Genomic DNA, 14,858 nt, shown 5'->3' on the forward strand with positions numbered 1-14,858 from the left:
AATAAAAAAGCCGCCTATTATCGGACAAACCGGGTCAGGCGACAACAGGTTATCTGTAAGGTTATTACGGGTTCACGAAGGTGTTTTTTACCCGCGTCGACCGTTTGAAATAGGGCACCAGCAGCGCCGCGGCCAGTAACGGGAAAAGTAGCTGGCGGACCGCAAGCACGTCAGACACCGGCGAGAACGCAAACGCCTTGACTGCCAGCAGGACTGAGATTAACAGCCAGATAATATAGTGCTTAGGCACCCCTTTGCGGCGTTTGAAGAAGGCGATGGTCAGCCACAGGGTGTAGTACCACATGCCGATCGCGAAAACGAAGGACACAAACCACATCGCAATATTAAGCACACTTTGCGACATCAGGGTCTGAATAGCGTGAGGGGTGATCAGTGCGGTAGTATAAAGCAGCAGCGCAAGCGATGCGCTTAACAAGGCAACCAGCAGCCATGCCAGTGGGGCGATTAACCAGCCTCCAATGCGTTCTCCAGGCGTTGCGGTCATGAACTCTCCCATAATCTGCGCGAAATGTTGTACAGCCAGTTTGCAGGGCGGAGAGTATATAACATTTCGCGCGGATGGCTACTTTCTTATAAAACGTAACGCCAGACAGACTTAGGCACTTCACCGACGTTGAACAAACGACCGCCGGAGACCAGCTCCGCACGGCGATGATCGGCGGCGCGATACATATTGATGATGTCCTGATTATCCGACAGGGTGTAGTTCAGGTGGTCAAACAGTTTTTCCAGGCTCTCAAGCGAATTGATCTTGCGAAATTTTAATAAATAGTCCTGAACTGTCATATTAATAAGTTTCCATATAAAAGTGAGTAATACCCGTTAAGGTAATTCGTTCGAATAATAAACGGATTAATAAAGACGTAAACAGCCCACTCAGGTAACGCGACGAAATTAGGAGTTTTCTTTGCTGAAATTCAGGCATCAGACGATGCCTGGAAGAGAAGGTTAACCGTGTTCACCTGGGCTGGCAATACGTAACTGACATAATATGTCACTCGGTATTGCAGTAACCGGTTACTTAGGTTGGGCGACTGTGACAGGCTCCGGCGGCTGGTAGTTATCGATGTGGCTGGCAACGCCGAGCAAAATGACCGATACCCCAAGAACAATCCATCCCGCTAATTCAATGATTCGATTAATAATTGATGTCATGACTCGTAATTGTACTTTATCCATAAATACAGGGCGCAAATGTTACAGCGAGGCCTCACCAACGGCAAGCGCTTTGGGAACGGTTCCCTTAAACAAAATCAGAAGGTTAATACTATGTAACGAAAACAACCGCCACAACCTGCTATTTTAAGTCATACGGCACATTATTAATCTGCGCTTATGCCAGGCTTGCCAGTGTGAAATAAGAACGTCATAAAAGAGGACGGCACTATGAGTGATAATATCCGCGTCGGTCTGATAGGTTATGGGTACGCGAGCAAAACGTTTCATGCACCTCTGATAGCCGGAACGCCCGGAATGATGCTGGCAGCAGTATCCAGTAGCGATGCTACCAAAGTCCATGCCGACTGGCCTTCCGTGCCGGTTGTCTCTGAGCCAAAACATCTCTTCAACGATCCGAATATTGATTTAATTGTCATCCCTACACCTAACGACACGCATTTCCCCCTGGCAAAAGCCGCGCTGGAAGCAGGAAAGCACGTCATTGTTGATAAACCTTTCACGGTGACGTTGTCACAGGCGCGTGAACTGGACGCGCTGGCAAAAGGCCTGGGCAGACTGCTTTCCGTTTTTCATAACCGCCGTTGGGACAGCGACTTCCTCACGGTAAAAACGCTACTCAGCGAAGGTACGTTAGGTGAGATCCTCTTTTTTGAATCGCACTTTGACCGTTTTCGCCCGCAGGTAAGACACCGTTGGCGGGAGCAGGCCGGTCCGGGGAGCGGCATCTGGTACGATTTAGCCCCTCATCTTTTGGACCAGGCTGTCAACCTGTTTGGTCTGCCGGTGAGCATGACGGTCGATCTGGCCCAGCTCAGACCCGGGGCGCAGACGACCGATTACTTCCACGCGGTGTTAAGTTATCCGCAGCGCCGCATCGTGCTGCATGGAACGATGGTCGCGGCCGCGGAATCTGCCCGTTATATCATTCACGGCACGCGGGGAAGCTATGTGAAGTTTGGCCTCGATCCACAGGAAGACCGTCTTAAAAACGGTGAGCGTTTGCCGCAGGAAGACTGGGGCTATGATATGCGCGACGGCGTGGTCACGCGGGTTGAAGGTGAGGAACTGGTTGAGGAAACGTTGCTGACGATGCCGGGCAACTATCCGGCCTATTATGCGGCTATTCGCGATGCGTTGAACGGAACAGGAGAAAATCCGGTTCCGGCCAGCCAGGCGATTCAGATTATGGAGCTGATTGAGCTGGGTATCGAATCTGCCAAACATCGCGCCACGCTCTGTCTGGCATAGGGTTCAGATACTGTAGGCCGGGTAAGGCGCAGCCGCCAACCGGCAAAAAGGTTTACGCGGTTGCCACTTTATTCCGCAGAGCCTGCTTCTCTTCCGGCGTCAGGAACGCAATTTCCAGACCGTTGATCTGCGCCTGACGGATCTGCTCGCGGCTCAGACCCGCCTGCGGTGCGGCGTTATTGTATTCGTGGATGATATCCACGCCCTGTACCGCCGGATCGTCAGTGTTCAGCGAGGCCAGCACGCCGTGTTCCAGGAAGGTTTTCAGCGGGTGCTGCGCGAGCGTTGCCACGGTGCTGGTCTGAATATTGGACGTCAGGCACGATTCAATCCCGATACGCTGTTCTGCGAGGAAATCCATCAGGGCGCGGTCTTCTACCGCCTTCACGCCGTGACCGATACGCTCGGCGCCGAGCTCACGAATGGCCTGCCAGATACTTTCCGGGCCTGCCGCTTCACCCGCATGAACGGTAATGTGCCAGCCGGCATCGCGTGCGCGGTTGAAGTGAGAGAGGAACAGACTGCCCGGGAAGCCCAGTTCATCACCGGCGAGATCGACGGCAGTGATGGCATCGCGATGGGCCAGCAGCGCCTCCAGCTCCTGCAGGCAGGCCGCTTCGCCAAACGTACGGCTCATAATACCAATCAGACGGGCCTGGACATCGAAGGTTTCACACCCCTGGCGGACGCCTTCAATCACGGCTTCCACCACGCCTGCAACGGGCAGGTTGTGGGTCATCGCCATATAGCCCGGCGAGAAGCGCAGCTCAACGTAGTGCAGACCGTTACGGGCCGCATCTTCAATGTTCTCAAACGCCACGCGGCGGCAGGCATCCAGCGAGGCCAGCATCTTCACGCCCCAGTCGAGTTTGCTCAGGAAGCTGACGAGGTCAGGTTCATTAGAGGTGACCTGAACGTGCGGGATCAATGACTCCAGCGTTTGAGCGGGAAGCGTTAAATTGTACTGGCGGCCAAGATCGAGGATGGTTTGGGCACGAATGTTACCGTCAAGATGACGATGAATATCAGTTAAAGGCAGGCGTGTATCAATCATGGTCGCACTCTTTTCTGGTTAAAGTGCGCCATATTATAAAAACAAAACGGGGTAAAAAGCTATTTGCGCAAGGGAATATTCCGTTGCGCAAACTGATTACAGGAGCGTGTTAATTCCGGCAATGAGGCGTTTCACCCCTAGTTCCAGCTTGCTGCGCGGGCAGCCTGCGTTCAGGCGCACGAAACCGTTACCTTCGTTTCCGTAGGTATATCCCGGCATGATGGCCACTTTTTGGTGCTCGATCAGTACTTTTTGTAGCGCGCGGTCATCAATATTTAGCGGGCGCAGATCAACCCAGGCCAGATAGGTGGCCTCCGGCGGCTGCCAGTTCAGTTTCGGAAAAGCACTGTTTAATTCCTGCGCGATATACAGCAGATTTTCTTCGAGATAGTGCCTTAGGGCATCCAGCCACGGCGCTCCCTGCTGGTAGGCGGCGATATGCGCCGTCAGTGCCAGTACGGAGGGGGAAGAGAGTCCGTCCCGGCCTTTTAAGGCGCTGAGATAGCCGTTACGGCTCTCTTCTTCACCTATCAGGCCGTAAGCGCCCGTCAGCGCCGGAATATTAAAGCTTTTCGAGCCGGAGGTTAGCAGCGCCCATTTGCCGCGCGCCACCTCATTCCACGGCGTGTGACGATGCGCACCCCACACCATATCCATATGAATTTCATCGCTGATGACCGCAACGTTATGGCGCGCGCACAACTCTGCCATGTGGGTCAATTCTTCGCGGGTCCAGACCTTACCGGTTGGGTTTTGCGGGCTGCACAGGAGCAGGATTCTATTTTCCGGTTTCGCCAGTGCCGCTTCCAGAGCGGCCATATTGCCCAGCCAGCCAGAAGCATGCTTTTCCATCTCAACCGGCACCACATGACGCCCATTGCCTTCAATGGCTTTGTAAAACGCATCGTATGCCGGGGTGTGCACCACCACGCCGTCGCCAGGAGCGGACCAGAGACGAATCAGCTCGGACACCATGTAGATGACGGAAGGGCCATACACGATGGTTTCGGTATCAATGTGGCTGTTAAAGCGCTGGCGGAACCAGTGCGCGACGGCGGCGAGAAATTCATCGTTTTTCCAGCGGCTGTAGCCAAACACGCCGTGGTTGATGCGCTGGTGCAGCGCGTCAGTAATGCAGGGGGCGGTGGCGAAATCCATATCTGAGATGGTGAAGGGCAGCAGGTCGGGCGCGCCAAAACGGTCGGCGACGTAGTCCCACTGTGTACACCAGGTGCCGTGACGATCCACGACGGTAGAGAAATCAAACATCACGTGAGTCCTTAAAGTAAAACCCCCTCAGAGCGAGGGGGCGGGGCATCAGGCTTCTACTGTTCGCATCAGGGTTGCCAGCTCATCTTTCACCGACTGTACCTGCGGGCCGATAACCACCTGCAAATTGTGCTGATTTAACTGTACCACGCCGATCGCCCGGTTGGCTTTCAGGGCGTTGGTGTCCACTTTTGACATATCCGCCACCGACAAACGCAGGCGGGTAATGCAGTTATCCAGCGAGGTAATGTTATCCGCACCGCCCAGCGCCGCCAGAATGGCAGGGGTGTTATAGCCGGATTTGCCCACGGTTCCTGCAACCGCCTGTTCGACGCTGGTGGCTGTTTCAACATCACGGCCTGGCGTTTTCAGGTTGAAGCGGGTAATGGCGAAGCGGAAGATGCCGTAGTACACCGCAAACCAGATGGCCGCCACGACCGGTACCAGATACCACTTGGTGGAAAGACCATGCAGGATACCGAACACCACGAAGTCAATCACGTTGCCGTCGGTATTACCGATAGTGACGCCCAGCACCGCCATGACGGTAAAGCCCAGACCGGTCAGCACGGCGTGGATGAGATACAGCACCGGCGCAACAAACAGGAACAGGAATTCGATAGGCTCAGTGGTCCCGCCGACGACGCAGGCGATCACGCCGGAGATCAGCAGCCCTTTAATTTTATGGCGGTTTTCCGGACGCGCGCAGTGGTACATCGCCAGTGCCGCACCCGGCAGGCCGCCAAGGAAGGCTGGCATTTTACCCTGAGACAGGAAGCGGGTGGCGCTTTCAGAGAAGCCATGAGTGGTCGGGCAGCTCAGCTGCGCCTGGAAGATGGTCAGCGCGCCGCTCACATCGTGACCGCACACCTCCATGGTTCCGCCCGCTTCGGTGAAGCGAATCAGGGCGACCAGGATATGCTGCAGGCCAAACGGCAGCAGCAGACGCTCACCGGTACCGAAGATCATCGGACCAAAATCGCCCGCGCCGTTAATGATGCGGCCAATACAGTTGATGCCCATCGCAAAGACTGGCCAGATCAGCGGAATGATCAAACCAAACAGACCCATCACCACCAGGGTAATAATTGGTACAAAGCGGGTACCGCCGAAGAAGGCCAGGGCATCCGGCAGGCGAATATTGTGGAAGCGCTCGTGCAGCATCCAGATAATCACCCCGGCGATCACCGCGCCGAGGATCCCGGTATCAATCGACTGGATACCAATCACGCTCTGAATGTTATTGGCTTTCAGCACGGCAGCGTCGGTAGTCGGCAGAATGCCTTTTGCGGTCAGCCAGAAGTTAACCGCCAGGTTCATCACTGCGTAACCCACAAAACCGGCAAACGCCGCCACACCTTTGTTCTCGCGCGCCAGACCCAGCGGGATGGCGATACAGAACATCACAGGCAGGAAGCTAAACGCGAAGGAGCCGACTTTACTCATCCAGATGAATCATGATTGAAGTGATATTAATATGTTAAATCAGATAGTTAAGGTTATGCGGTTTTTCTATGGGGCATCGGTGGGGCATTTTGAGTAAATGATGCGTTCAAAATGCCCACCTGGTCATGGTTATTCTCGGTCATCCATTTACCGTAAACCGTGAATAGCATTTGCGCTGACGAATGGCCCATCTGGTGCGCAACGAAATTTGGGTTCGCTCCGGCGACCAGTGCCCAGCACGCATATGTGTTCCTGGTTTCATAAGACCGTCTTTGTCGGACGCCTGCACGACGCAGGGCAGTGCGCCAGGCTGAATTAATGGATCCGGGGACGTAGCACATCGTCTTCTTACCGTTCATTGAAGTAATGGACGGCGAGAATATAAAGGTGCATTCATCGGTTCTCTTTTTTTTGTATTCCCGTAGGCTGACGCTTACCTTGTGGGATGCCATCATTCTGGTCAGTGGCATTTGCGCCTTGAGGGCATCAATTGCTGGCTGGGTCAGCTGTATTGTTCGAATCCCGGCGTTGGTTTTTGGCAGGGTGAAGTTTCCCTTCAGGGAATAGTTCCGTGACACTGTAACAGTCCAGTTGACAGTATCCACATCCTCCCAGGATAACGCGCTTAGTTCGCCATGCCTGACGCCTGTATTTACCGCAAAGATAACCATATTCTGAAACTGTAGCGTTGGGCAGGCCGCAACCACTCTCTGATACTCATCAGAAGTAAGAGGATCTGGAATGGGTCTTTCTTTTGCGAGAGGGGTAATACCTGCCATCAGATCGGTTTTCAGGTATCCACTTTTGAAAGCAAAGCCCAGCATCCCGCCAAGGCATGCCATATAGCTATTGACTGTAGGAACGCTTCTTCCCTTTTTGGGTGGATGATTTAGGCCATGTCTGGTCTTCTGCCAGCCGTTCAGTAGCTCCTTCCTGGCACTAAGGATATCTTCAGTGTTCAGGCTGCCGATATACCTGTGCTCACCAATTGTTTCGATAGTGGTTGTGAGGTGGCAATCGTAACGCCTCAACGTCCCGAGGCTAAGCTCCATCTCTTTAAGCCCAAGCCATTTCGATTTCAGTTCAAGTAGTGAGATTTGCTTTCTGACAGTGCTGAATTTCTCTGCGTTAGATGAATCAGGGAATTGCGAGGCATAATTGAATGTGCCTGTCTTTATCGCAAAGCAGACTGAAGCCCGAAGTTCGCCTGCCATTTTCCTGTTTTTTGGCGTGTCAGGAACGCCGAGATTTTCCCTGACACGCTTCCCCTGATATATGAACCATATGCGTAACGATTCGCCATGAACCTCTACGCCTGTTGGGTATGCTGCCATAATCATTCCTCGTTTGATGTGCCAAAGGACATTTAAGCAGATATTCTCCGGCGTTTCGCTGGGCTTTGGTGCTCGATCCAGTGGTTTATCTCATCGCGGTTATACATGATTGGGCTGTTTTGCTTAGGTGCCATATCAGGGGCAACATGGCGATAATGCTTTCCCTCCATCCAGGTAGACCGGCGAGCATGCTGAATCATGTGCTTTGACATGCCGGTTGTCGCAGTTAAAAGTTCCTCTGTGACCCATTTATTCGGTACCAACTGAATAATGTCGCTCATGGTTTTCTCCAGGCAAAAAGAAGCCGCCCGTAGGCGGCAATAACATCAAGGGATGTGAGGTGGCGCTTTCGCACCCAATAGCCAGCTCATAACTGGCTATCAGTTGCGTCAGTCGGTGAAATAGCAGAAGTCAGAACTGCGCGTTCGCACAGCAATCCATCCATGGGCTGGTTTTCCTGTTCTTGCTGCAACATGCCACGAAACGTATTGCATGTGCTGCGTATTGCTGCGCCAGTGGTTCATGCCAAGCAGACGGCGCGCTGCCGCGTTACTCTTCATAATCTCTCCTTATGCCGCACGCTAGACGCGCAGCGTAAAATTACTTGCGCCAGGCGAAGCTAATCGGCTCCGGCGTAATCCACAGGTGGCGCATGTTCGCCACGTTCACCACATCAGAATCCCGCGGGTAAACCTCCACGGCATCACGATCGCCATAACCAACGGCTGACTTTATCTCCTGCAATGCATCCCAGCTGATGCCATCCTTCCACCGGCCAGAGCTGCCAATGCTGGTGGTGTTCACCGTCAGGCGGATGACGCCCCCGTCTTCCTGAAACTCCTGAACCAGAAAATAAGAGTTAGCCCACACGTTGCTCCGCTTTGGGTCGTGGCATCGTGCCGGCCATTGCGATTCCGGTACCGGCTTGAGTATTCCGATCACGTCTCATGCTCCTTAATTTTTCGATGTGCTCTGCTGTTTCGATTTCTTCGGCGATCCGCTCGGCCTGTGCTTTGGTTAGCGGTTCGAATTCATGCTGAAAGCGGCCCATGCTGGCGATGCAGGTGAGACCGTTGCGGATGTAATGGATGACTTCGTGGGTAGCGCGTAGGATTTTGCAGGGCGCGCCGAAATCATCGGCGTACCAGGTATTAGGCTGGATTATCCTGAACATTGGGCACCACCTTAAATTCGATTACCCAGACCCAAGGGTTGTGCTTGAAGCTTTGGTCCGGATAGATGCTGTCCCATAACCCGCGGAACCACAGCCATTTATCCATGGTCCCGCCGTAAGGCGCAGGATTTGCTGGATAACCTTCTTTCCCCGCGTCTTCATCGCTGACGCTGGCTAAGCGCTCCACTCGCACGCCGGTAATCTCCAGAGTTAGACGACTGGCCCAGCACGGCATGTGAATCGAAGGCGTCCAGTGTATTTCATCAGCCGACGGCACATTTTCGTAATGAGTTGGAACGTGCTTAGGGTAATCCGCGCGATAAAGTTTCAAATCCGGTGCGCTGGCCCCAGCATCTGCCCAAGTTTCGCGGACCCAGATGCGATCGCCAACGGCACCGAACGGGCAGGTATATCCTTCATTCTCATCAGCAACGCCAAATACATCCTTCTTAGCAGGCTGCAGGTATCCGTTTTTATCGACCACGCCAGGCGTGTACCAGTGTGCGTTTAAATCCAGATCGTAACCGTTATGCGTTGGGCTGAAGCCATCAGACGGCTGAATTTTCATGATGCGCCGCGTCTGCGTCTTCCTGCCGTCGAGAATGGCCCGGACCATCTCGCCGTTAAAAATCATTCCGCGCTCTTTCACAGGATCCCCCTCTGCTTATTCCTCAATTCGATAACGCCTTGGCACTCCGCGCAGGTGTGGCAGCCTGGAACAGCAGCGCGCCGCGGCTCGGGAATTGGTTCGTCGCATTCCGCACAATGCTCAGCTGAAACGGCATTGCGGTTAATACGGTGAGCGGAAAGGGCAGCGTTACGCTGAAGCTCTTCAATCTCTGCTGCGGTATCGATGATGTCAGCCATGTTAAGCGTCCCAGTTGATGCCAGCAGACACAAGCTGTCGGCAATGCCTAATGATTTGAGCGCGGTTGACGGTGCCAAGGCGCCACGGAGAGCAATAAGGAGTGATGTCTATTTCTTCGTCCCAGCCAACTTTATTGCGGGCATCCATCTCGCCCTCATGGTCGTGCGTCAGCATAATTAAATGGTCGTGGAGTACGAAAAAGGCATCGTAACTATCGCACTCGCCAGTCCAGTAATCAGGGGGGGCCCCAAAGGTGCCATTCGTCGTGATACACCGCTCCATGACGGCCTTCGAAATCGCCATACTCAAGGGTAAAATCTTCGGCGTTAATGCTTCTTGGCCTTAGTTGAATAAGCAGCTCCATCGCCGATTTACTGAACTTCTTTTCAATGCGAGCCTTACGGTTTGTGAACTTGTAGCGAGCCATTTTCAATGCTCCCGGAACTGTCGGTTAATTCGGTTGAAGGTGAATGCCAGCAATAAAAAAGGCCGCTTTAGCGACCTGGTGATTAGTGCCTTCATGCGGCACCGCCTTCATTCTTCTCGGCTTCGACAGCCATATTTTCAAGCCGTCGCGATAGCTCGGCGGCCAGCGTCTGGAACTCTTCCTCGGTCGCCACCGGGATCGGCACAAATCGAATCCCGATGTGGGCCAGGTGATTGGCAATTTCGATGCTTTTTCTCAAATCAACTGGTGAGGCTCTGTTCATGCGGCGCGATCCTCTTCCTGGAAGATAATTTCCATTTCAAGCTTCTCGGCCAGCGCATTCTCCGCTCGGGCACCAGCGGAGTGCTCCCAGCCTTCAAGCATGTAGATAGCATCAGCACAGCGAAGCATAGACAGGCAGATGTCCATGTACTCGGCCTGGGTTAATCCATCTGGTAGACGGGCGGGATTCAGAACAATATGGCCTTTCGACCAGAGATGAAAATGCGCATGGTTAAAAGCGGCACGGTTAAAATTAGGTAGGCCGCTCATTGGCCCAGCGATGTATATTTTCACTATTCAACTCCGAAGCGGCGATTAAGCCGCCCTGTGTATACGACGAACTCCAAGAGGCTAACTCCCAGAGCTTCAATTTTCTTGTGATGCTTGTTGATGATGGGAGGCACCGTTTCGTTCCAGTTAGGCTTTGGCTTCTTGCGCATGGCCTGCTGGATTTCCTCGGTGCAGCGGCGGCAGGCGGCGCGGACGGCGTTGTCAGTTTATGGCGTCATGCAGCCTCCCGGCGGGCGAGAAGTTTCGACTTTCTTTTTCTGCTCTCGGCATGCCTCTTTTTCATTCGCTCAGAGGTGCGGCTTCTGTTCTTTTCTGAGATGTAATTCAATCCCATGCGGTGGGCGTGTTTGTTGTTGTCCGCCATGGAGCACCACTCAAGGTTTTCAACTCTGTTATCTTTTTTGTTGCCGTTGATATGGTTGGCTACAAATCCATCAGGTGGCTCGCCGATAAAAGTTGAAGCGACAATTCGATGAACGAGGTAATAAGTTTTGACACCATTTTTGCATAGGCCTATCGAGCTATACCCATGCGAATGGTCGTACAGCTTCAATTGCTTACCGGTGCGTACCCGGCCAAATCTATCAAGCCTGTCAACTGAACGAATTTCCCCGGATGAGCAAGCTTCGTAAAGACCCTCATAGCCATGAATTGGCTTCCAAATACGCTGATCCGCTGGCGTGTTACTGCCGGTGTAATCGGTCATGATGCACCGCCGGGTTTTGGTTTCCATGTGAATTCCGGCGCGATAATCACATCCATGCAGGTGCCGCGTTCGTTATGCTGCTCGAGCATTTCGAGAATGTCTGAGTCGGTCTGGGTATCTCCGTAGCTCCCTACAATGCAGAGTAATTCGACAGGAGCACCGAGGTTTTGCAGAGCAATCGTCAACTGCTTTGCTAATGCCATTTTCATCGCTTCGTCTGTCATGCCGCCTCCTGCCTTTCCCGATATTCCTCAGCGAGCCGCTGCGCCTTTAATGGATTGCTTACCACTTCACCCAATGGCATTAGCCAGCCGTTACCAATGAAGGGAAGGCACAGTGTGCCAACCCTGATGTCGTCGTGAGCGTGAGTCATTAGTCACTCCTTGAAGCGCCGCCGAGGCCTTTGCGATTGTCGTTTAGGTATGGGTCAGCTGGCGTGTAATTGGATGGGGCAGGGGGTGAATCGTCGTTAGCTCTTTCTTGCTGGATGATTTGGTAAAGCTCTTTGCGATCAGCTCGCTCAGAGGGTGAAAGCTTCCTGTCAGGGATTGGACGGAGAAGATATTTTCGATACTCGGGGGTAAATTTGTTCATTGGTTTCTCCTGGCCGGGAGATGCTTCAAAAGGGTATGTCGTCGTCGAAGTCCATTGGGGCATCTTGCTGTCCATGCGCTTGCTGTGGGGTTCCCCATCCTCCTTGTTCACCACCATGTTGCGGTCGCTGTTGTTGCTGACGCTGTCTACTACTATGTTGCGGCTGGTTACCATTCTGCTGGCCAGCACCTGCTGGTACGCCACCACCCTGACGACCACTGAGCATTTGCATGGTGCCGCCGACGTTTACAACAACCTCTGTGGTGTACTTCTCCGTGCCTGCCTGATCTGTCCATTTGCGGGTGCGAAGCTGACCCTCGATATAGACCTGAGAGCCTTTGCGCAGGTATTCTCCGGCCACCTCAGCCAACTTTCCGAACAGAACGACGCGGTGCCATTCCGTTTGCTCTTTAAGCTCGCCGGTGGCTTTATCTCGCCATGACTCCGAAGTTGCCAGCGTCACACTACATACTGCGCCGCCGGATGGCAGGTAACGGACCTCGGGGTCTTGCCCAAGGTTACCGACGAGGATCACTTTATTTACGCCTTTGCTAGCCATTTACGCCGCCTGTTTAAGTTCTTTGAGTCGAATGCCAGTAACGTCTTTGCATTTGCTCTGGTGCTCAGCAAATCCGTTCAGCAATTTCCATGTGTCTTCATAGCGATGCTTAAGCCGATCGCTATCATTTTCCGAGCTGGCGTAGTCAGAGAATTCGGCGAGGATTTTGTCCGCATCCACTGACTGAGGTGCCTGGTCTTCCTGCTGGTGACCATCATGAGGTTGCTGGTTCTGCTCAATCTGTGTTCCTGATGGCAATGCCCATCCTGGGAGCGCTGGTGCTTTCCAGTAGAACACGCCAACCTCTTTTGATTTGGCGTACTGGAACCCAGGCGCGCGCGTTGCTGAAACCTCTGCAAACCCTTCTTCCAGGTTGTAGAGGTAACGACCAATCCCCCATTGCACAGCGGCGCGTTTCATGGCGCCAGAGCGACCACCTTTCACAGCTTCAACCTGTGTGTTTTCTGCGGCGTCCCACTTGGTGATCCACTCGCCTTCAACTTTGATGGAAATACCGCACTCAACGCCGCCATTGTTCGGAATATCGCGGTATTCGTTACGCCAGCCAGCTTTGCCGCATACTTCATCCAGCCGCTTCATGATTGCGCGGTTAGTTACATAGGCCAGCACCTTTGCCCAGATTCCGTTATTGTTTTTACCCACCTGCTGAATGCGCCACTCAATATCCTCGCTGGCGAATGGCGCATCTAATTCATCAAGTTTCATGTGTAATTCCCCACAAACTCATCCCAGCTAATGACCGGGTTCTGCCGCTCGGCGGCCAGGTTAACTGGCTCGTCATCACCCTCCGGCTTTTCCGGCAGCACGTCGCGCATAAGGCGAAGGAATGACTCTTCATCCCACCGTTCTGCTGCCGTCATGCTGCACGCTCCTGATGGGTGATGACGTAACCCTGCTCAGCCAGCCACTCAATGACTTCTGCGCCGTCGAGCTGGGGTAGTACGTCACGGGTTTTAACGGTACCGGCCAGCACAACGCCTTCCATCTCAACTTTGATGGTGTTGTGGGGGCCGACAGATGTGCGCATGTCTACGCACTCGCATGTAATATTCATGATTCACCTCAGTAATGAATTTTCGCGCAGGGGATCAGGTCATCTTTCAGAGCGATGAGCACTTCGATAGCCTGTTCGCGGGTTAAGCTGGTGTTGCTGGTGAGCGCGTTAACGATGTTGGTGCCGACCGTCTTGCGGTGCTTCACGTCAGCTTCACGTTTTGCCTGTTCGTCGGCGATGCGCTTCTCTTCGGCCAGGCGTTTCTCTTCTGCCTGTTTTGCCTTCAGGCGCTCAGCCTCAACCGCCGCGGCTTTTTCGCGTTCCGCCCGCGCTTCGGTTTCCTTCTTCTCGTGTTCTGCACGCTTTTCCGTTTCAATGCGCTGGCGCTCCGCAGCTTCAGCACGCGCTCTCTCCTCAGCTTCACGGCGTGCCGCGGCTTCAATCTCCGCTTTGTGCTTCGCTTCGGCATCGCGGCGGGCCTGTTCCGCGGCTTCCCGCTTAATTCGCTCTTCATGCTCACGCTGAGCCTGTTCCGCCAGGCGGCGCTGCTCTTCGCGGTCACGGTCGAAATCCTTGTTCATCAACAGAGCCATTTCGTGGTCAGCTTCGAACTTGGCCGCCAACTCCTGATCGAACTTGATGTTCATTTCCAGCGCTTCGGCGTGCAGCGCGTTCATGGCTTCTTCAGCCTTAATGCGTTCCTGTTCGGCCTCCCACTCATCGCGGGGCTTAAGGATTGCGTCACGAATGGCATCGCACTCTCGGGTGAATACGCGCAACTCCTCTTCTGCCGGTTTAACCGCCTCTTTCAATCGCTTGAGGTATTCACGACCAGGCTTCTCAATAGCTGTTTTGCTGGAGCCAACCATGCGCGCCAAGCTGCCAATGCGGTCACGGCCTTTTTTAGTGGTAACATCTGGCACTTCTTTAGCCAGTTCGCGGATTTGCTCGAGAAAGCCATTAAGTCCACCCGCGCTGTAAAGTGCTGGCGCCTGCTCCGGCTTGATTTCGATGACAGTTAAGTCCGTTACTTCGCTCATGGTTTCTCCTGAAATTTGGATGTGCAGATCCCGCCCGCAGAAAGCCAGGCCGATCGGTTTAATAGGGGGTTAGTGCTGGATAGGGTTGCCGTGACCGTCCAGAAGGACGTCAATCACGCAGTCACTGAGACGGATGATTTCTGCATCGGTGTGCAGGTATACCCATTTGCGCTCCTGTATGACTGCTGATACGCGATAGGTGCGGCCTTCATGCATAGCCATCATGCCGGGCGTGACGCACTGGCGAATGAGCGGGGTGGTGCCGTAGTGGTTGATCATACCTTCACCTCAACCTGTTTCAGGAGGCCAGCGATATGCATCTGCCAGCGGTTAAGCGTCAGCTTTTCACGC

General features: G+C 53.6%; 25 protein-coding genes and 2 pseudogenes. 1 reads left to right on the top strand and 26 read right to left on the bottom strand.

The features are described 5' to 3' along the window. Positions 1–64: 64 nt before the first annotated feature. From L3068_RS09665 to blr, 3 genes are all read right to left on the bottom strand, one after another. Positions 65–505 carry a DUF2569 domain-containing protein gene (locus tag L3068_RS09665; protein WP_023337192.1) on the bottom strand — a complete coding sequence of 147 codons (441 nt, stop codon included), beginning with the start codon at positions 503–505 and terminating at the stop codon, positions 65–67. Positions 506–591: 86 nt separating this feature from the next. Then, complete coding sequence (gene ydgT, locus L3068_RS09670) at positions 592–807, bottom strand: transcription modulator YdgT (RefSeq protein ID WP_013096896.1); 216 nt, start codon at positions 805–807, stop codon at positions 592–594. A 231-nt stretch (positions 808–1,038) separates the two neighbouring features. Continuing rightward, a complete protein-coding gene (gene blr / locus L3068_RS09675; RefSeq protein WP_168112406.1) occupies positions 1,039–1,164 on the bottom strand; it encodes a division septum protein Blr in 126 nt (41 codons plus the stop codon). Positions 1,165–1,407: 243 nt separating this feature from the next. Here blr and L3068_RS09680 point away from each other — a divergent pair, with 243 nt between their 5' ends. Further along, a complete protein-coding gene (locus L3068_RS09680; protein ID WP_048996078.1) occupies positions 1,408–2,448 on the top strand; it encodes an oxidoreductase in 1,041 nt (346 codons plus the stop codon). 52 nt (positions 2,449–2,500) lie between these two features. On the opposite strand, the gene add is transcribed toward L3068_RS09680, so the two are convergent. The 23 genes and pseudogenes from add to L3068_RS09795 all read right to left on the bottom strand — a co-directional run bounded on the left by add (position 2,501) and on the right by L3068_RS09795 (position 14,786). Continuing rightward, on the bottom strand, positions 2,501–3,502 hold the full coding sequence (add, locus tag L3068_RS09685) for an adenosine deaminase (RefSeq protein ID WP_014883584.1): 1,002 nt from the start codon (positions 3,500–3,502) through the stop codon (positions 2,501–2,503). Between the two features lie 96 nt (positions 3,503–3,598). Beyond that, positions 3,599–4,771 (bottom strand): MalY/PatB family protein, encoded by a 1,173-nt coding sequence (locus L3068_RS09690; protein ID WP_117581503.1) that lies wholly within the window; start codon positions 4,769–4,771, stop codon positions 3,599–3,601. A gap of 48 nt (positions 4,772–4,819) precedes the next feature. Beyond that, a pseudogene (malX, locus tag L3068_RS09695) lies at positions 4,820–6,226 on the bottom strand (maltose/glucose-specific PTS transporter subunit IIBC); the annotation flags it as partial. Between the two features lie 44 nt (positions 6,227–6,270). Then, positions 6,271–7,551: a site-specific integrase gene (locus L3068_RS09700; RefSeq protein WP_039023865.1), complete on the bottom strand. Its 1,281-nt coding sequence runs from the start codon at positions 7,549–7,551 to the stop codon at positions 6,271–6,273. A 32-nt stretch (positions 7,552–7,583) separates the two neighbouring features. Next, a complete protein-coding gene (locus tag L3068_RS09705; protein ID WP_022650951.1) occupies positions 7,584–7,832 on the bottom strand; it encodes an excisionase family protein in 249 nt (82 codons plus the stop codon). A gap of 108 nt (positions 7,833–7,940) precedes the next feature. Further along, complete coding sequence (gene sra / locus L3068_RS09710) at positions 7,941–8,111, bottom strand: stationary-phase-induced ribosome-associated protein (RefSeq protein ID WP_236904788.1); 171 nt, start codon at positions 8,109–8,111, stop codon at positions 7,941–7,943. 40 nt (positions 8,112–8,151) lie between these two features. Next, positions 8,152–8,421 (bottom strand): DUF7694 domain-containing protein, encoded by a 270-nt coding sequence (locus tag L3068_RS09715; RefSeq protein ID WP_236904789.1) that lies wholly within the window; start codon positions 8,419–8,421, stop codon positions 8,152–8,154. Next, on the bottom strand, positions 8,411–8,725 hold the full coding sequence (locus L3068_RS09720; protein ID WP_236904790.1) for a DUF4222 domain-containing protein: 315 nt from the start codon (positions 8,723–8,725) through the stop codon (positions 8,411–8,413). Before L3068_RS09720 ends, L3068_RS09715 begins: the two co-directional genes overlap by 11 nt. Then, positions 8,703–9,374, bottom strand: coding sequence for a hypothetical protein (locus L3068_RS09725; protein ID WP_431356361.1), 672 nt, complete (start codon positions 9,372–9,374; stop codon positions 8,703–8,705). The genes L3068_RS09720 and L3068_RS09725 overlap by 23 nt, the downstream gene beginning before the upstream one ends. Continuing rightward, positions 9,371–9,592, bottom strand: a complete 222-nt coding sequence (locus tag L3068_RS09730; protein ID WP_236904791.1) for a TraR/DksA family transcriptional regulator — start codon at positions 9,590–9,592, stop codon at positions 9,371–9,373. Before L3068_RS09730 ends, L3068_RS09725 begins: the two co-directional genes overlap by 4 nt. 236 nt (positions 9,593–9,828) lie before the next feature. Beyond that, a complete protein-coding gene (locus L3068_RS09735; protein WP_236904792.1) occupies positions 9,829–10,020 on the bottom strand; it encodes a hypothetical protein in 192 nt (63 codons plus the stop codon). Positions 10,021–10,111: 91 nt separating this feature from the next. Then, the gene (locus tag L3068_RS09740) at positions 10,112–10,303 is read right to left on the bottom strand and encodes a DUF1382 family protein (RefSeq protein WP_166479196.1); all 192 of its coding nucleotides are present in this window, start codon (positions 10,301–10,303) and stop codon (positions 10,112–10,114) included. Beyond that, complete coding sequence (locus L3068_RS09745; RefSeq protein ID WP_047723671.1) at positions 10,300–10,596, bottom strand: DUF4406 domain-containing protein; 297 nt, start codon at positions 10,594–10,596, stop codon at positions 10,300–10,302. Before L3068_RS09745 ends, L3068_RS09740 begins: the two co-directional genes overlap by 4 nt. Next, positions 10,596–10,799 (bottom strand): annotated as a pseudogene (locus L3068_RS09750) (hypothetical protein); the annotation flags it as partial. The gene L3068_RS09745 and the pseudogene L3068_RS09750, both read right to left, overlap by 1 nt. A gap of 8 nt (positions 10,800–10,807) precedes the next feature. Then, positions 10,808–11,326 (bottom strand): NUMOD4 motif-containing HNH endonuclease, encoded by a 519-nt coding sequence (locus L3068_RS09755; protein WP_080400678.1) that lies wholly within the window; start codon positions 11,324–11,326, stop codon positions 10,808–10,810. Continuing rightward, positions 11,296–11,523 (bottom strand): hypothetical protein, encoded by a 228-nt coding sequence (locus tag L3068_RS09760; protein WP_059444759.1) that lies wholly within the window; start codon positions 11,521–11,523, stop codon positions 11,296–11,298. The genes L3068_RS09755 and L3068_RS09760 overlap by 31 nt, the downstream gene beginning before the upstream one ends. Continuing rightward, positions 11,520–11,672: a DUF1317 family protein gene (locus tag L3068_RS09765; protein ID WP_160180358.1), complete on the bottom strand. Its 153-nt coding sequence runs from the start codon at positions 11,670–11,672 to the stop codon at positions 11,520–11,522. Before L3068_RS09765 ends, L3068_RS09760 begins: the two co-directional genes overlap by 4 nt. 246 nt (positions 11,673–11,918) lie before the next feature. Then, positions 11,919–12,452 (bottom strand): single-stranded DNA-binding protein, encoded by a 534-nt coding sequence (locus tag L3068_RS09770; protein WP_236904793.1) that lies wholly within the window; start codon positions 12,450–12,452, stop codon positions 11,919–11,921. Further along, on the bottom strand, positions 12,453–13,178 hold the full coding sequence (locus L3068_RS09775; protein ID WP_236904794.1) for a Rad52/Rad22 family DNA repair protein: 726 nt from the start codon (positions 13,176–13,178) through the stop codon (positions 12,453–12,455). It abuts the gene before it with no gap. After that, complete coding sequence (locus L3068_RS09780; RefSeq protein ID WP_227440458.1) at positions 13,175–13,333, bottom strand: phage-type recombination accessory function protein; 159 nt, start codon at positions 13,331–13,333, stop codon at positions 13,175–13,177. The genes L3068_RS09775 and L3068_RS09780 overlap by 4 nt, the downstream gene beginning before the upstream one ends. Next, positions 13,330–13,527 carry a hypothetical protein gene (locus L3068_RS09785; protein ID WP_001303341.1) on the bottom strand — a complete coding sequence of 66 codons (198 nt, stop codon included), beginning with the start codon at positions 13,525–13,527 and terminating at the stop codon, positions 13,330–13,332. Before L3068_RS09785 ends, L3068_RS09780 begins: the two co-directional genes overlap by 4 nt. A gap of 8 nt (positions 13,528–13,535) precedes the next feature. Further along, a complete protein-coding gene (locus L3068_RS09790; protein ID WP_236904795.1) occupies positions 13,536–14,507 on the bottom strand; it encodes a hypothetical protein in 972 nt (323 codons plus the stop codon). A 69-nt stretch (positions 14,508–14,576) separates the two neighbouring features. After that, positions 14,577–14,786 (bottom strand): cell division protein FtsZ, encoded by a 210-nt coding sequence (locus L3068_RS09795; RefSeq protein ID WP_006809788.1) that lies wholly within the window; start codon positions 14,784–14,786, stop codon positions 14,577–14,579. Positions 14,787–14,858 lie beyond the last annotated feature (72 nt).

Origin of the sequence: Enterobacter cloacae complex sp. ECL414, from assembly GCF_021869685.1 — a bacterium.
Lineage (GTDB): Bacteria > Pseudomonadota > Gammaproteobacteria > Enterobacterales > Enterobacteriaceae > Enterobacter > Enterobacter kobei.

What these genes read in the sequence shown, in the direction of transcription:
- L3068_RS09680 (WP_048996078.1), top strand. Translation starts at nt 1,408, where the DNA reads ATGAGTGATAATATCCGCGTCGGTCTGATAGGTTATGGGTACGCGAGC.
- L3068_RS09740 (WP_166479196.1), bottom strand. Translation starts at nt 10,303, where the DNA reads ATGAACAGAGCCTCACCAGTTGATTTGAGAAAAAGCATCGAAATTGCC.
- L3068_RS09755 (WP_080400678.1), bottom strand. Translation starts at nt 11,326, where the DNA reads ATGGAAACCAAAACCCGGCGGTGCATCATGACCGATTACACCGGCAGT.
- L3068_RS09795 (WP_006809788.1), bottom strand. Translation starts at nt 14,786, where the DNA reads ATGATCAACCACTACGGCACCACCCCGCTCATTCGCCAGTGCGTCACG.
- L3068_RS09760 (WP_059444759.1), bottom strand. Translation starts at nt 11,523, where the DNA reads ATGACAGACGAAGCGATGAAAATGGCATTAGCAAAGCAGTTGACGATT.
- L3068_RS09770 (WP_236904793.1), bottom strand. Translation starts at nt 12,452, where the DNA reads ATGGCTAGCAAAGGCGTAAATAAAGTGATCCTCGTCGGTAACCTTGGG.
- L3068_RS09765 (WP_160180358.1), bottom strand. Translation starts at nt 11,672, where the DNA reads ATGACTCACGCTCACGACGACATCAGGGTTGGCACACTGTGCCTTCCC.
- L3068_RS09700 (WP_039023865.1), bottom strand. Translation starts at nt 7,551, where the DNA reads ATGGCAGCATACCCAACAGGCGTAGAGGTTCATGGCGAATCGTTACGC.
- ydgT (WP_013096896.1), bottom strand. Translation starts at nt 807, where the DNA reads ATGACAGTTCAGGACTATTTATTAAAATTTCGCAAGATCAATTCGCTT.
- L3068_RS09785 (WP_001303341.1), bottom strand. Translation starts at nt 13,527, where the DNA reads ATGAATATTACATGCGAGTGCGTAGACATGCGCACATCTGTCGGCCCC.
- L3068_RS09735 (WP_236904792.1), bottom strand. Translation starts at nt 10,020, where the DNA reads ATGGCTCGCTACAAGTTCACAAACCGTAAGGCTCGCATTGAAAAGAAG.
- L3068_RS09790 (WP_236904795.1), bottom strand. Translation starts at nt 14,507, where the DNA reads ATGAGCGAAGTAACGGACTTAACTGTCATCGAAATCAAGCCGGAGCAG.
- L3068_RS09720 (WP_236904790.1), bottom strand. Translation starts at nt 8,725, where the DNA reads ATGTTCAGGATAATCCAGCCTAATACCTGGTACGCCGATGATTTCGGC.
- L3068_RS09665 (WP_023337192.1), bottom strand. Translation starts at nt 505, where the DNA reads ATGACCGCAACGCCTGGAGAACGCATTGGAGGCTGGTTAATCGCCCCA.
- L3068_RS09775 (WP_236904794.1), bottom strand. Translation starts at nt 13,178, where the DNA reads ATGAAACTTGATGAATTAGATGCGCCATTCGCCAGCGAGGATATTGAG.
- L3068_RS09705 (WP_022650951.1), bottom strand. Translation starts at nt 7,832, where the DNA reads ATGAGCGACATTATTCAGTTGGTACCGAATAAATGGGTCACAGAGGAA.
- add (WP_014883584.1), bottom strand. Translation starts at nt 3,502, where the DNA reads ATGATTGATACACGCCTGCCTTTAACTGATATTCATCGTCATCTTGAC.
- L3068_RS09690 (WP_117581503.1), bottom strand. Translation starts at nt 4,771, where the DNA reads ATGTTTGATTTCTCTACCGTCGTGGATCGTCACGGCACCTGGTGTACA.
- L3068_RS09780 (WP_227440458.1), bottom strand. Translation starts at nt 13,333, where the DNA reads ATGACGGCAGCAGAACGGTGGGATGAAGAGTCATTCCTTCGCCTTATG.
- sra (WP_236904788.1), bottom strand. Translation starts at nt 8,111, where the DNA reads ATGAAGAGTAACGCGGCAGCGCGCCGTCTGCTTGGCATGAACCACTGG.
- L3068_RS09730 (WP_236904791.1), bottom strand. Translation starts at nt 9,592, where the DNA reads ATGGCTGACATCATCGATACCGCAGCAGAGATTGAAGAGCTTCAGCGT.